The organism is Streptomyces cucumeris (genome assembly GCF_024295805.1).
Classification (GTDB): Bacteria; Actinomycetota; Actinomycetes; order Streptomycetales; family Streptomycetaceae; genus Streptomyces; species Streptomyces cucumeris.
In genome coordinates this window covers 1-13,266 of the sequence record NZ_JANCLX010000062.1, presented here as the reverse complement: position 1 = coordinate 13,266, position 13,266 = coordinate 1, and the positions used below count along the sequence as shown (strand labels likewise).

The following is a 13,266-nucleotide window of genomic DNA, read 5'->3' as shown; positions in this document are numbered from 1 at the left end:
CCACGACTTGTTCGAGTGCGCGACTACATGAGTGGTGGTCAAAAGGGGCCTCTAGCTGCGAAGAAGCCGACATACAACCCGTTCAACAAGCCGGGCACGGAGGGCCGCCTACCACCACATGTGGTGTCCCACCGGCCCCAGCAAACAGGTCAACGACCGCGTTATAGATACCGTCAGTCGTCCATGGTGCTTTCGTGCAGGCGTCGGGTCAGATCGTCTGCCCAGTCTCGAGCCCAGTCCCGCAGGGTGGCTGTGTCCGCCTCGGTGAGGCCGTAGGCGATGAACTCGTCGTCCTCGTACCACTCCGCGCCCGCCAGGCGGGCTTGGAGGTCCTCGAGGCAGAACTCGTCCCGTGCGTGGCGACGACCGAGTGTTTCGAGGTCGGCTGTGGTGTGGTGGTGGGAGGCGGCGTGGACGTCGATGAGGTCGCGGACGGCTCCGCGGTCGGCCAGGGCCCGGACCTTGGTGCCGATGACGTCGTCCAGGGCGAGGACGGGGCCGTATTCGGTGGCGGTGGGCGGGCGCCAGAAAACCTCTTTGAGGATGTCGACTTCGCACTCTTCACCGCTGGTCGGGTCGGTGACGATGAGACGCCCTGAGAGCGGGTCCACGCCGATCTCTCTGACCTGCCAGCCGCGGTCGGTCAGCCCGGCGGTGAGGGCGTGGGTGATGTCCGCCATGGGGGCAGGGTTCTCCGTGGCGACGTCGAGGTCCTGGCTGAGCCGGTCGACCAGGCCGTGCGCCTGGACGGCGTACCCGCCGGTGATGACCAGCGGGTAGGGGGTGCCGATGGCCAGGACGTCGGTGAGGAGCCGGCGGTGAAGGGGGCTGAGGTTCACGCCGCGGCTGCCGGGCGGGCCGAAGCCAGCTCGGGGAACGCCGCTTCCCACACGTCTCGGATGGCGCGGCTGATCAGCGTGCGCAGGACCGGCCACTGGTCGACCAGAAGGGCTTGATTGAGTAGGCCGATCAGGTCGTCGTGCTGTCCTTCGGCCAGCACGGTGCGGTACATGCTCATCCGCGACCGCGGCCGATCCAGATCAAACTGTGTCAGCCCTGACCAGGCTACGTGGAGCGGCAGCTGGACCGTGCCGTGCGCCGGGCCAGCCAGCCCGTCGAGCGAGTCTGGCAACCTGCGGGCGTAGCGCTCCCGCAGCACCTCGGCAGCGGACGGCGACGGCTCGGCGACAGGCAGGGCGGACATGGGACCAGTATGGCGCAGTTCGCCAGTGGGAAGGCAGCTCGCTGTCATGGCGACGTCCCGTGGGTCCAGTGCCTACGGCGGATCGCCGCCGGTGTCGCAAGCCGCGGGTTGGCATGACCGGTTCTCCGGGTGTTGCACCGGCCCGGAATAGGGGAACCCGGTGTCCACCCGACAGAACACTTGGCTTCGGCTTCCCGCACAACGCGTAGCGGTCTGCCAGCGGAGCCAGCAGACCGCTACGCAAGGTCGGGCTGGATCGCATTTCCTCGTGCTGGAGGCGCGAATGCTCGATGAAGACAGCGCTTCGACAGCGATCCAGGGGGTCGATCCGCAGGTCAGTTCCGAATGATGCCATCGGCGTCAGGGGTCTTCCCCCTGGCCCTCGTGTAGAACCACTCGATGAGGTGGGTTCCGAAAAGCATCGCGGCGAAGTCAGGATCCTCATCCGCACTCAGGTCAGGCATAACCCTCTGGCTGCGGATGAAGGTGATCCCGGGACAGCTGACCATGGAAAACGACACGGTTGCCCAGACACCGTCCTCGCGGCTAGCGAAGTCAAATTCACGCAAGGTGCCACGATCTTCTTCCGTGGCGAACTGGCTGCGCATGCTGGCTTCTGCGGATCGCTGGAATTGTGCGAGCCATTCGTCCGGGCTCAGCCCGCCGTGTGTCGTAAGTTCCACTGGTAAACCCCTAAACCCTGGACCACTCATTCCTTGAATGCAGTGATTATGCCCCTAGGTCGGCCGTCGTGAGAATCGCTGTACACCTTTTCAGAGAAGACCACCCTGAACATCACGCCCTTGGCCAGGCGCCACCTGACGACGCGCTTGCTGGGATCATGGTGGTCAGGCTTGGGGACCCGTTGTCGAGGGTCTCATCTATCCAGCCGTACAGGGAACTATCGGGCTGCGGATGATCTTCCTGGATGTGCTTGTACCCCCACGTCCCGGTCCCTTGTCGAAGGGGCACGTCCGAGCCGTCCTTCGCGAAGAAAGTGGTGCGTACCATCCATTTGCCCGTGGGCCCTTGTACCGACGCCACCGAATGAACGCCGGCCTTCGGTATTTCGGCACCCTTTGATGGTACCGCCGACATGCCAAGAATGCCTAAGGCTGCTGCGGTGGCCCCTACGAGGAGTCGTCGCGCGATCTTCATGATCACTCTTCCGTAGTCGTGATGACTTTCTGGCACACGCAAGTGAAACATGTGACTCCTGAGGCGCGAGAGCCCGGAATAAGGCACGCCGATACTTTCTGTTTACACAAACTGATTTATGAAGTCATTACTCCAGTTGTAGATCGTGATCTTCATATCTGGTTCACGGCCTACCGGCGGCAAGGAATGACTAATGACCGGGCCCGGTGGCGGCATCACCCGGGGACCAGTGGAGCCGTTGGGCTGCATCGCACAGAGCACGGGTCGAACGACAAGCGTCGTAAAAAACAGTTGCTGGATCTCGCTGTTGGTGAGTGGGACCGGCCTTCCGGGGCGGGGTGGCCTCGTCGACGCGGACGACGGGAAGGGAGTGTGAGTGAGCATGGCCAAGGCGACTCTGAGACCAGGTTCCATTCGTGCGGTGCGCTCGTCGCCGCCGGGCCAAGGAACTTGGCGGGCTCCATGTCAGCAGCCCTCTGGAGTTCGATGAGTCTGTCCAATGTCCCGTACCAGATCACAAGACGGCTGCGTCAAGTGACCTTCAGGTGGTCGCCGCTACTACTGGCCGGATGAACCTGAAGGCATTACTCGTCGTCGGTGCCGCCGCGGCGGCCCTCGTCCTCCCTGCTGTGCCCGCTGCGGCGGAACCCGGCGACACCGTGACGACGACACTCACACAGGCCATCGCCGACCTCCCAGTGGCGGCCGAGTCCCGCGACGGGTACGAACGCGACAAATTCCGGCACTGGGTGGACGCGGACCGGGACGGTTGCAACACACGCACGGAAGTGCTGTTGGAGGAAGCGACCCTGCCGCCGACGGTTGGCCCGAGGTGCAGCATCTCCGGCGGCGTGTGGCACAGCTACTACGACGACACCGACCAGACGGCGGCCCGCGCCCTGGACATCGACCACATGGTTCCCCTGGCCGAAAGCTGGGACTCAGGCGCCTCGGCCTGGTCGCCGGCCGAGCGGCAGGCGTACGCCAACGACCTGGAGGACTCACGGGCTCTGGTTGCCGTGACTGCGCGGGAGAACCGCAGCAAGGCGGACCAGGATCCGGCCGAATGGCTGCCGTCAGACGGTGGAGCGGTGTGCCGGTATGTGACCGAGTGGACGGCGGTCAAGACGCGCTGGGCACTGACGGCAGACCCGGCGGAGGTCGACGCCCTGGAGCGGCTGGCAGGCGACTGCCCGAACGCGGAGATCACAGTCGTGCTGGCCCGCTGACTCCCTGCGGTCAGGTCGCCTCCGTCTGAGCAGAGGTGGCCTGACCGCGGGAAGGACCGCGATCTCTCGGCTCGGATCGCCCGGCGGGTTGGGCGTCGTCAGGACGCAGTTCGCTTCCTGACAGCCTTCTTTTCCGGTGACTTCCTTGCGGTCTTCGTGCCTGCTGCCTTCTTCTTGGGCGGCATCTCGTGTACCTCTCCCCCACCGGCCGGCTCGCCACGGGCTTCCTTCGCGGCGCGCACACTGTCCTGGAGCACAGCCATCAGATCCACGACCCGGCCCCTGGGTTCGGCGGACGCTTCCGTCTCGGGTGGCTCACGGCCCTCGGTCTTGGCTTGGATGACCGCTTCGATGGCTTCCCGGTACTCGTCACGGTACTGGCTGAGATCAGTGCCCCCGATGGCATCCATGAGAGCAAGAGCCTCGTCGACCTCGGAGTCGGAGATCTCGACCTCGCCGGGCGCGAGCCCTGCGGCCGAGCGGACCTCGTCGTCCCAGTGGATGACCTGGAGCACGATGGCGTCGCCCACCACCCGCAGTGCCCCGAGCCGCTCGCGGTTGTGCCACGCGAACTTGGTGATGGCGACCTTGTCGCTGCGCTCCAGGGCTTCCCTCAGCAGGGTGTAGGGCTTCGCTGCGACGGCCCCGTCACCCTGGAGGTAGTAGGGGCGTCCGAAACGGATGGGGTCCAGTGCCTCCGCGGGGACGAAGGTCTGGACGTCGATCGCCCGCGCGGTCGGCAGCGGCAGCTCGTCGAGCTCGAGGTCGGTGACGGGCACGAGGTGGTCCTTACTCTCCTCGTAGGCCCGGCCGATCTCGTCCTGACTCAGGACCTTCCCATCGAGCTCGCAGACCTTGCGGTACCGGATCCGGCCGCCGTCGGCGGCGTGGATCTGCCGAAAGGACACCGAGTGGTCCTCGGTGGCAGGGAACACCTTGATCGGAATCGTCACCAGGCCGAACGAGACGGCACCGGACCACACGGGGCGCATGACAGTACCTCCACGGGCACCCCCCTGGGGCTGTCCAGCTTAGGCGAGGTGAAGCGGCTGCATCCCTGGTCCACACGCACCCCGGTAATCGAACTAGAATCGAACGGTGGGTGTGGAGGAGGAGTGGCGGTCCAAGGCCGGGCCATGGGCGCGGGCGACGCTGCCGGACGGCCAGGAGCTCGACGTCGTCGTGACCTCCCGCCACCGCTCACGCGACGGGGCCTGGTGGTACGAATGCGAGGCCATCCTCCCGGCCCGGCACGAAGCAGCCGATGGCGCGACCAAGCCGACGGGCGCGCCCACCCCGATCAGTGTCCAGGCCGAGCGGATCGCGCCGATCCCAGGTGAGGAGTACTCGACGCTGCCGACAGAGGGAGCGGTGGCGGGCCGACAGTGGGTGTTGCAGAAGATCCACCAGTACAGCGAGGACTCCCCCTCCCGGCGTCTGCACCGCCGTGACTGCTGGCAGGCCCAGGACAGCCATACCCGCATCACCACCCAGGAGGCAGTCGAACTCTGCGCGGACCGGAAGGTCATGATCTGTGACGTGTGCCGACCGGACCGCGCCCTGCGACATTGACCCGCTGCCGCTCACTGCCGTCGCCGAGCGACAGGCCAGGTGGTCCCTGACGGCCTCAGCCGGGTCCTCGACCAGGCGACGGGCTCACCCTCCTTCCCGGGCGATCATGAGAAGGACTCGGCCGTCGTCGATGTTCCTCGCCACGGGTGCCCAAGCACGGCCTGAAGGCAATGTAGGCAGATGCGCCAGGACGGTTCTGTCACCGTTCAGCCGAGGAGGCAACTCACTTCGTAGGGGTGAGCCAACCGCGCAGAACGGCCAAGGGAACCGCGATGCGCGCCGGTCCGCTAGAACTGCCTCCGCGCCCTCCTCAGCTGGGAGCTGGGGACTCCCGAGGCGGTAGCTCGACGGGCCCGAGGTTGCGGCCCAATGACCGTGCCGGTCGTTGGCCGGGGGCTGATACGGGAGTGCGGGGGCTACGGTGGCCGTCCGCGACGAAGGCGGTGAGCAGCGGGCCGTTGAGTGTGGCGGTGTGCAGGTCGGCGCCGATGTACTGGCCTACAGCACGGAGTGCCGTGTGGAGTGCGGGGGTGTGTGGGGGCTGTGCTGCGGTGAGCCGCTGCGCTTGGTCGAAGAGGAGATGGGGGCCGTCGCCGTGTGCGGTGGCCATGCCTGGTTCGAAGCGTTCCGTGGTGTGGCCGGCCTGGAGGCGTTCGATGCCGTTCATGCCGTCGCCGCCTTTGAAGACCTGGATGGTCTCGGTGGCGTGGGAGAGCCTGTGGAGAACCGCCGGTTTGAAGCCTTCCGGTTCGCGGTTCTCGTAGCAAAAAGACCAGCGGCCAAGCGCGCCGACGCGTAGCACGGTGCCGGCCGTGCCGGCGGGGAAGGCTTCGATGGCTTGGGCCGGGGTGAGGACGGTGGCTTGGGTGGGGTCGGCTCCATAGGCCGCGATGACGTCCTGGGGAGTTGCGCCGCGGGTGAAGGTGATGCAGAACGTCGGCGTTCGGGGGTCGGTGGCCCATTGCCATGCGTCGTCGTGGTCGATGCTCATCATGGCTCCATGATCGGGCCGGGCCCCGGGCGGCTGCCCGGGGCCCGGCTGGTGTGGCCGATAGTGGGTCAGTTGGTGATGGTCAGGGTGTACTTCTCCGTGTCCAGGACGCGCTGGCCGCTGGCGAACCGTCCGAGTTCACCACCGGCATCCCGGTTGTCGTCCAGCGGAACATGGCCCCTGACGCACTGCTCGGTCATCTTCACCGGCTTGTCCGTCCGAGCCTCGTAGACCTGCCACTGACCGTTTTCGAACTTGGGCAGGATGTCCGCGCACAGCGCCCCGTCCCTGCCGCCTTCGTGGGTGGCGGCGAAGGGGAATTCGTCGCAGGAGTCATTGGGCACATGGTCGGGCATCGGGACGAACGGGTCGCTGCTGCGGTCTCCGCAGGTCTTCCTCCGGTGCGGCTCGCTGTCGCCGGCCATCCGGCGCAGCGGCGTCCGGTACCCCCAGCCATCGGGGAGGTTCTGCTGGGCCCACAGATAGGTTGCGGCGGCCGCGCCGTACCTGCTGAGCGACAGCACAAGGTTGGGCCGGACGTCGGCGTGGACGCAGCCGGGGCTTCCGGTGATCTGGTTGTCGCAGCGGATCTTGCGCGGGTTGTCCCAGTTGACGTTCGGTTGGACGGGGATGGCGCCGGGCATGGTGACGTTCATGTGGTACTTCGTGGTCAGGAAGTCCTTGCGGCCTGACGGCGGGGTGGCCCCATAGGTGACCTTACCCTTGGCGATCTCCCCCAGCGTGAGGGTCTTTGCTCCGCTCCAGGGTGACTTCTTCCTCATGCTGCAGGCCGAGGTGCACTTCGCGTCGAACGCGACGTTGAGCTTCCTGACCTGCCCGGTGACCTTGTCCAGCTTCACCGAGATGTTCTCGTTCCAGGTCCCCGACGAGGCGCTGAGCTTCATCGAGGTGTTGACCTTCATCCGGCCGGTGCCCAGGGTCCTGCCTCGGCGGTCCTTGAGCTTGAACGTGGTCTCCATGTCCTTCATGCACGAGCTCAGACGCTGGTACGTCCAGTAGCCGGGACGGTTGGTCCTGCACGACGCCGTTGGCGGATCCACCAGGGCAGCGGTTGTGGTGGACCGCACGATCTTCGTACAGGTCTCCGCGACCCCCTGCGCGCGCAGAGACGAGGAGGCCGGGGTGGGCGTGCACCGCTCACCAGTCGCCAGCTCACCCAGGTCCACGCGCTGCACGGCAGGCTGGGGACGCTGGTCGGGCACCAGCGGTGTCCCGGTCGCCGCGGGCTTGCCCCCGACCGCGGCCTGGCCGGCTTGTGCTGGTACGGCGCCCAGGGCGAAAGCACTGGACAGACCGATCAGCACTGCGGTCACGGACCGCACACTCCGGTTCTGACCTCGTCTGAAAGATCGTAAGTACTGCAAGAGTCCCCCCTCTTGAGTGATCCATAAGGCTCAAGTGGTGATTTTATGAACCTCAAGCAATGGAACACCGCATTCCGGGAGAACTGGCTTGATCCAGTACTGTTCCGGACGGCCAGCAGGTCACAGCAAGGGCGTGCGAGCGGCGTCCGAGCCGAGGTCAGCGAGGTCTGGGCCCAGCGTTGCACGGACCTGGGCGGTGACGACGGCGGTAGTGTTGCCCCCTGTTGCCGGGTCACCGTCGACGGCATCGGGGCCGAGCCGCAGCCGGCGGCGGCCGACCGGGATGTGCTTGCGGACCTTCTCCGAGCGCCGCGGCGGTCACCTGGTTCTGGTGATCAGCCGCCAGCGAAACGACCGGATCCTCTCCCGGAAACCATCGGGTCACACTGCACAGTCCCGCAGTGGAGCCCTGCCTGTGTCCGCGGTCACCACCTTCTTCGCCTGGCGGGGCCTCTCCCTCTACCTGGTGACCACGACACAACCCGTCCGTGCGCAGAGCGTACGGACAGGCCCGCTTTCCTCTGGCCTGCCGAACCTTCGATCAGGAAGCGAGTACTACCTGATGCTGCCTATGAGGCCGCCGGGTGCGCGCGGGTCTTTGCTGACAAGAGGTCGGGGAGAATTCGGCCGCCCGCCGACCATGACGCTCGAGCAGATCCGACACGCACGCGACCTGTTGACCCGTCCGGACAACCCGTTACCTCGATCGCGAAACTGCTCGATGTCTCCCGGACGACGCTGTACAAGTACGTACCAGAACTCAAGGCGGGACGGACCTCGCTCGTGCCTGGTCCAGAAGATCAGAACCTTCCGGCCCGGGGAGCTAAGCCAGGAACATCCGCCGGTGGCAGTCGGCAGTAAGAGTCAGTGCCTGCGGTAGCGCTACGACCGTGAGGGGTCAGGCCCAGACGAGCCTGACCCCTCACGGTTAGCGGCACGCGTTGCAGCACATACCGCGAGGTTCTGCGTCAGTGCCAAGGTTGTGCACCCGTAGCTGAGAAACGCAGGGCACGGATGTCGCAGCGTGCCAAGAACCCGATGTCATCAGCCTCGCAACCCGGATCGTACGGAACAAGTTCGATCAGGACGCCGGTGCAACAAAAACTCTTACCAGTCGCCACCGACACAAGCGACTCGCTGAAACCTGCAGGTCAGGATTATTGCCTATTCTTACCGGACGTACTTTTGGCTCCGGGGACTTTGCCGTACGGAGGTACGGATGAAACAACAGGAGCGGTCCCGCCAGATCTAGTGCCAACATGCCCAAAAGGCGATTGCAGTCGCCTAGTTGGTTGTGCACCCGTAGGTCGCCTTCATGACATCAGGAGGCGGCGCTCGATCAAGGAGCCGAATGAACAAGAACCGCTGGCACCGTCCGTGTGTCATACCTGCTCAGAATCCCTCCGTCGGTCTGACCGGCACGGAGTGCGTCCTGATCATTGTGATCACCATCATCGGAGGGCTCTTGGCTCTCCAGGGCATGCCGATCGGCACCATCGCCGAGGTGCTGATCGGGGGAGGCCTCGTCGGTCACCGACTCACTCAGGGCGAAGCCCTTCCGCAGAGTGCGTGAGGGAGGAGTCGTGGGACGTCCGGAAACCTCTATCGCCACTCCAGACCTGGCACTGCGGAAGCTCGCGGAGTGGCTGCGCAAGCAGCGTAAAGACGCTCGGATCACCTACGCCGAGATGGCTGAGCGGACAGTGTTCAGCGTGGCGACACTCTCGCGGGCTACGACTGGAGAGCGGATCCCAAAATTGCCAGTCGCCGAGGCGTATGCCCGGGCGTGCGGAGCCTCTGCCAAGGAAGCTCGGCGCCTGTGGCGCGCGGCACGCTACAGCGAATACCGCCAGACGCACCCTCGGAGCAATGCAGTCCCCCTGCACCTGGTCCGTGAGCCCGCGGACATGGTCACGGCTCTGCAGCACCTGTACTACAGGGCCGGTGCGATGCCCATCGATGAGATGGAGCGTCGCGCCGGCGACCACGGAGAGCTGCCGCACACCACGCTGTTGCGGATGGTGCACGGCAAGACCATGCTGTCCAGGCGGCAGCTGGCAGCCTTTCTCAAAGTCTGCGAAGTACCGCCCACGGAGCACGCCCAGTGGACACGAGCCTGGATGCGCGCATGGCGCCATCGTGAGCTAGATCGTGGACGAGACGACTCCGACTATGCGGCGGTGGAACATCAACAGGGGTTTCGCTTGCGAGCGGAGTCCTGGCGGTCCGAATTCACGGACGTACAAGTGGTTCTCCATCGACCCCCGGCAACCGAGAAAGCGTCGGTTCCCAAGGGAGGCCTACAGGCCAGCTAGCCGAAGTCGATGTCCTGCCCCATCCGGGCTCCCCAGCTTCCTACTGGTCAGGACCAGATAGGGGGCCCGGCTGGTCGTCGTGGCCCTGTTCTCCCGAAGCTGCCACGAAGTGACAAGTAGCTCAGAGTGACCGGTCGGGGTCTTCGGCTTGGAGGATGGCGAAGTCGGCGTGGGCCGCTTCGACGGCTTCGGGGTACGCCTGGCGCGGCCAGCATCTCCAGGACCAGGCCGTGAGCGGTCAGGTGGTCGGCCAGTGCGGTGAGCTCGGCGGCGTCGCGACCGAGGCGCTTTATCTCGTAGACGGTGAACAGCACCCGGCAGTGCGGGGCGTGGGCCTTGATCTCGCGGGCGAGGGTGAGAGCTGCCTCGAACCGGGGGCGGACGCGGACCCGGCTGCTGATCTTCTCGGAGAAGATCTTGTCGCGGGGGATGCCGTGCGCGCTGAGCGCGTCCAGTTGCGACTGGAGTTCCTGGGTCAGGTGGCTGCACCGCGCATACCCGATGCGGATGTCCGCGCCCGAGGTGTCCGGCTCGGGCGCGGCAGGCGGCGGGGTACCGGGCCGCCAGGGCCGGCCGGGACCGCGGTCGGCCGGGATCGGCACCCGCAGCAGCTTGGCGAGTCGGGGCACCTTCTTGAAGCGGCCGGTGTGGTAGATCCCGGCGACGGCGCCCGAACGGGATCGTCAGGGCGAACCGGGCTGGACACCACAACGCGGGCAGTCGTGGCGCTCGACGTCGGCGGCGCTTCCGGAGGCGGCCTGAGGGTCCGTCACGCCCGAAATCCTTTCACAAACGTTTCCCGGAACAGAGGTCCGTCACAGCTTGCGTGAGAACAGGTTCTGGGAACCGATCGGGCCTCCGGGCCGGTTCCGGCGATCCTTTCCGATCTTCCTCCGGGAAAGGATCGTTTCTGACATCTGCGCTGCGTGCGGTCATGGCCTTCGCCCGGTCCGACGAGAAGTCCTGATCGACTTTCGGCCGTCCGTCCGAATCGGGCGGCCTCGATCGCGAGACGACGAGCCGACGTGCTCTTCGCGATACTCCGCGACGGCACCTTCTACGAACCCCAACCCGCCCCCACGGGTTGACGAAACCCATAGGGTCCCCCGAACACCCCGTCTGCCAGACCGTCGCCGCCGCTGCGCTCCCCCGTGCTCATGCCTATTCCTCCGGCGGTGTGGGCTGCTGTTCGGCACCCTCGAACAGGTAGGCGTAGAGCGCCTGAAGATAGGCCCGCAGGCTCTTCACGTCCGGAAATTCGATGTTGGTCAGCCGCTCATATTCCGACGGACCGAACGATTCGTCCTGAAGCGCATGCTGGAGGCCTTCACGAACTGCCCCCACATAGGATTCGTTGAACGACATCAACGTGCGCCGGAGGTAGCCGCTCGTGTCGTATCCCTGCTCGAAATCCAGGTATGTACTGAGGAAACCCTCGAAGCGCTTGTCCATACATCTGCTCCTCTACGGATGACGTCCTCTTACCGGGTTGGCGAACATGGTGTGGAGCACCTTTCCGCCCTCCGGACTCTCGTGATACACCGGCTTGATGGTCCCACCCTCGAAGTCGACCGGCTTGAACTGGGTCGGATCCGCCGGATCCCGATAGAAGCCGGTGAAGTTCGCTTCAGCGCCCGGTCCCAGTACGTCTTCGATCGGAGTCTCGACCGCGTTCTCTCCCGTACGCTCCATCTCGGCCCGGAAGTAGGCGTCCGCCCGCACCATGTCCTCCGGATTGTCGAAGCGGGTGGCGTACGCGCCGACGCGGTGCGCACCGTTGGTCACCGCGTCGGTCGTCTCGCCGTTCAGCGGGTCCACGTTGTTCTGCGACTTGAGCAGGCCGGGGTAGAAGGAACCGGGGCCGTATTCCTTGGGGTTCCCGTTCTCATCGGGGACGACCTCGCCCAGCCGCGCCTGCAAGGCCTCGTCCGAGACATCGAGGTGACGGCCCGGCGCATGTCCTTCACTCCTCAGTTCCGCCATCCGGGCATCAACCTGCTCGGACGACAGCGTGTCCGCCTCCGGCTGCCGGGCAGGGTCGTCGGAAACCTCCTCCGCACCGTCCGCGGCGGTGTCCCCCTCGGCCCGAGGACGGTCGGAACCCTCCACTGCGGCAGTCGCATTGCCGGAGTGCGCGTTGAGAGAAGCGGTCTCGGCGCGCTCTTCGAGGTGATCCACGGCGCCTTCGACCAGGGCCACGCCGGCTCCGGCCAGGGCTGCTCCGATCTTAACCGTGCCTTCGCCCACGGTACCTATGGTTTGGGCGAGTTCGGTACCGGGGTCCGGCTCGCCACCGGTCTCCGCGGCCTGTTGGTCGGGCGGAGTGTTGGTGCCCGTCGGGTCGTCGGGTGAGGGCCCGGAGTCGGGCGGAGGCGTCGCCTGCCCAACCGTGTCCTGAACCGCGTCGGGCTCGGCCTCGGAGCGCTGCTCCGGTTCCGGGTCGGGTCGGAGCTCGCGTTCGCGTTGCCCTTCAGGCTCGGGGTCCTGTTCCGCAACGGGCTCCGACTCGGCTTCGGACTCCGGGCCCGCGTCATGGTCCCGGTCGTGGTCGGGCACCGGCTTCGATTCCGGTTCCGGTTCCGGTTCGGACTCGGGTTCGCGCTCCGCTTCTGGCTCAGGTTCGCGCTCCGGTTCCGGGTCAGCCTCCGGCTCGGGCTCGCGCTTTGGTTCCGCCTCGGGCTCCGGCTCCCGTTCCTGCTCGGGCTGCTTCTCGGGCTCCGGTTCCGGTTCGGGCTCAGGCTCCGGTTCGGGCTCAGGCTCAGGCTCAGGCTCCGGTTCGGGCTCGGGCTCGGGCTCGGGTTCTGACTCCTGTTTCTGGGGCTCCGGCTGTTCCGGGGTTTGCTGCTCGGGAGCCGGCTCTTCCGGTGGGGTGTCGGTCGGCTTCGGGGAGGGGGTTTCGGGCTGTTGGGGGGTGGGCTCGTGCGTTTCGGGCGTGGCCGGGTCCCGGGGGGTCCCGGGCGTGGTGGGTTCCTGGTCGGCAGCCGGCGGCTGCGCTTCGGACGGGTTCCCGGGCTCGGCCTCCTGCGGTGCGTCCATCGGCGGCGGGTCCGGGACGTGGTCGCCGTCCAACGGCTGTTCGGCGGCGTGCGCGACGGGGGCCGTATCCGTATCCGTATCCGAGTCTGTGTTCGTGTCCGTTGCCGCTTTGGCGTCCGCCGCCCCCGCCTCCTCCTTCGGTTCGTCGCCGTCCCGGGGCGCGTCCGTCGGCGGCTCCGGGGGCGGAGGGGGCGGGGGCGGGGCGTCGGTCGTGCCGCCGATCTCGCTCATGGACGGGTCCCCTTCTCTCGGGCGCATTCCAGCGCCACCCGTACCGCCGTCTCCGCCACCACCGCGCGCAGCCGCGACCCCGCCTCGCAGGCCATCGCGAAGGCCCGCGTGACGTGTTCCTCCGTCGTACCGCCCGTCACCGCCG

The 13,266-nt window shown here is 66.5% G+C and carries 14 protein-coding genes; 5 read left to right on the top strand and 9 right to left on the bottom strand.

The features are described 5' to 3' along the window. Positions 1 to 173: 173 nt before the first annotated feature. The 3 genes from NMK44_RS40980 to NMK44_RS40970 form a co-directional block, all read right to left on the bottom strand. Positions 174 to 839, bottom strand: coding sequence for a nucleotidyl transferase AbiEii/AbiGii toxin family protein (locus tag NMK44_RS40980; protein WP_254753156.1), 666 nt, complete (start codon positions 837 to 839; stop codon positions 174 to 176). Then, positions 836 to 1,204, bottom strand: coding sequence for a hypothetical protein (locus NMK44_RS40975; protein ID WP_254753154.1), 369 nt, complete (start codon positions 1,202 to 1,204; stop codon positions 836 to 838). The genes NMK44_RS40980 and NMK44_RS40975 overlap by 4 nt, the downstream gene beginning before the upstream one ends. A 335-nt stretch (positions 1,205 to 1,539) precedes the next feature. Then, the gene (locus tag NMK44_RS40970) at positions 1,540 to 1,812 is read right to left on the bottom strand and encodes a hypothetical protein (RefSeq protein WP_254753152.1); all 273 of its coding nucleotides are present in this window, start codon (positions 1,810 to 1,812) and stop codon (positions 1,540 to 1,542) included. 1,119 nt (positions 1,813 to 2,931) lie between these two features. Between NMK44_RS40970 and NMK44_RS40965 the strand changes: the two genes are divergently transcribed. Further along, entirely contained in the window at positions 2,932 to 3,591 is a 660-nt protein-coding gene (locus NMK44_RS40965; protein WP_254753150.1) for an HNH endonuclease family protein, read from the top strand. Positions 3,592 to 3,689: 98 nt separating this feature from the next. On the opposite strand, the gene ku is transcribed toward NMK44_RS40965, so the two are convergent. Next, complete coding sequence (gene ku, locus NMK44_RS40960; protein WP_254753148.1) at positions 3,690 to 4,583, bottom strand: non-homologous end joining protein Ku; 894 nt, start codon at positions 4,581 to 4,583, stop codon at positions 3,690 to 3,692. 106 nt (positions 4,584 to 4,689) lie between these two features. Between ku and NMK44_RS40955 the strand changes: the two genes are divergently transcribed. Continuing rightward, positions 4,690 to 5,163, top strand: a complete 474-nt coding sequence (locus NMK44_RS40955; RefSeq protein WP_254753146.1) for a DUF6233 domain-containing protein — start codon at positions 4,690 to 4,692, stop codon at positions 5,161 to 5,163. Positions 5,164 to 5,473: 310 nt separating this feature from the next. Here the strand turns inward: NMK44_RS40955 and NMK44_RS40950 are convergent, their stop codons facing one another. Next, the gene (locus NMK44_RS40950; RefSeq protein WP_254753144.1) at positions 5,474 to 6,157 is read right to left on the bottom strand and encodes a DUF6461 domain-containing protein; all 684 of its coding nucleotides are present in this window, start codon (positions 6,155 to 6,157) and stop codon (positions 5,474 to 5,476) included. 65 nt (positions 6,158 to 6,222) lie between these two features. Next, positions 6,223 to 7,488 carry a NucA/NucB deoxyribonuclease domain-containing protein gene (locus NMK44_RS40945; protein WP_254753142.1) on the bottom strand — a complete coding sequence of 422 codons (1,266 nt, stop codon included), beginning with the start codon at positions 7,486 to 7,488 and terminating at the stop codon, positions 6,223 to 6,225. Between the two features lie 96 nt (positions 7,489 to 7,584). Between NMK44_RS40945 and NMK44_RS42865 the strand changes: the two genes are divergently transcribed. The 3 genes from NMK44_RS42865 to NMK44_RS40935 all read left to right on the top strand — a co-directional run bounded on the left by NMK44_RS42865 (position 7,585) and on the right by NMK44_RS40935 (position 9,854). Continuing rightward, positions 7,585 to 8,400 carry a helix-turn-helix domain-containing protein gene (locus NMK44_RS42865; RefSeq protein WP_374215420.1) on the top strand — a complete coding sequence of 272 codons (816 nt, stop codon included), beginning with the start codon at positions 7,585 to 7,587 and terminating at the stop codon, positions 8,398 to 8,400. Positions 8,401 to 8,890: 490 nt separating this feature from the next. Continuing rightward, positions 8,891 to 9,112, top strand: a complete 222-nt coding sequence (locus tag NMK44_RS40940) for a hypothetical protein (RefSeq protein WP_254753140.1) — start codon at positions 8,891 to 8,893, stop codon at positions 9,110 to 9,112. A gap of 10 nt (positions 9,113 to 9,122) precedes the next feature. Further along, positions 9,123 to 9,854 (top strand): helix-turn-helix domain-containing protein, encoded by a 732-nt coding sequence (locus NMK44_RS40935; RefSeq protein ID WP_254753138.1) that lies wholly within the window; start codon positions 9,123 to 9,125, stop codon positions 9,852 to 9,854. A 47-nt stretch (positions 9,855 to 9,901) separates the two neighbouring features. Here NMK44_RS40935 and NMK44_RS40930 read toward each other — a convergent pair whose 3' ends face one another. The 3 genes from NMK44_RS40930 to NMK44_RS40920 form a co-directional block, all read right to left on the bottom strand. Further along, entirely contained in the window at positions 9,902 to 10,483 is a 582-nt protein-coding gene (locus NMK44_RS40930) for a recombinase family protein (RefSeq protein ID WP_254753136.1), read from the bottom strand. A gap of 532 nt (positions 10,484 to 11,015) precedes the next feature. Further along, complete coding sequence (locus NMK44_RS40925; RefSeq protein ID WP_254753134.1) at positions 11,016 to 11,306, bottom strand: hypothetical protein; 291 nt, start codon at positions 11,304 to 11,306, stop codon at positions 11,016 to 11,018. Between the two features lie 12 nt (positions 11,307 to 11,318). Then, complete coding sequence (locus NMK44_RS40920; RefSeq protein WP_254753132.1) at positions 11,319 to 13,121, bottom strand: hypothetical protein; 1,803 nt, start codon at positions 13,119 to 13,121, stop codon at positions 11,319 to 11,321. Positions 13,122 to 13,266 lie beyond the last annotated feature (145 nt).

What these genes read in the sequence shown, in the direction of transcription:
- NMK44_RS40965 (WP_254753150.1), top strand. Translation starts at nt 2,932, where the DNA reads ATGAACCTGAAGGCATTACTCGTCGTCGGTGCCGCCGCGGCGGCCCTC.
- NMK44_RS40975 (WP_254753154.1), bottom strand. Translation starts at nt 1,204, where the DNA reads ATGTCCGCCCTGCCTGTCGCCGAGCCGTCGCCGTCCGCTGCCGAGGTG.
- NMK44_RS40920 (WP_254753132.1), bottom strand. Translation starts at nt 13,121, where the DNA reads ATGAGCGAGATCGGCGGCACGACCGACGCCCCGCCCCCGCCCCCTCCG.
- NMK44_RS40925 (WP_254753134.1), bottom strand. Translation starts at nt 11,306, where the DNA reads ATGGACAAGCGCTTCGAGGGTTTCCTCAGTACATACCTGGATTTCGAG.
- NMK44_RS42865 (WP_374215420.1), top strand. Translation starts at nt 7,585, where the DNA reads ATGAACCTCAAGCAATGGAACACCGCATTCCGGGAGAACTGGCTTGAT.
- NMK44_RS40950 (WP_254753144.1), bottom strand. Translation starts at nt 6,157, where the DNA reads ATGATGAGCATCGACCACGACGACGCATGGCAATGGGCCACCGACCCC.
- NMK44_RS40940 (WP_254753140.1), top strand. Translation starts at nt 8,891, where the DNA reads ATGAACAAGAACCGCTGGCACCGTCCGTGTGTCATACCTGCTCAGAAT.
- ku (WP_254753148.1), bottom strand. Translation starts at nt 4,583, where the DNA reads ATGCGCCCCGTGTGGTCCGGTGCCGTCTCGTTCGGCCTGGTGACGATT.
- NMK44_RS40970 (WP_254753152.1), bottom strand. Translation starts at nt 1,812, where the DNA reads ATGCGCAGCCAGTTCGCCACGGAAGAAGATCGTGGCACCTTGCGTGAA.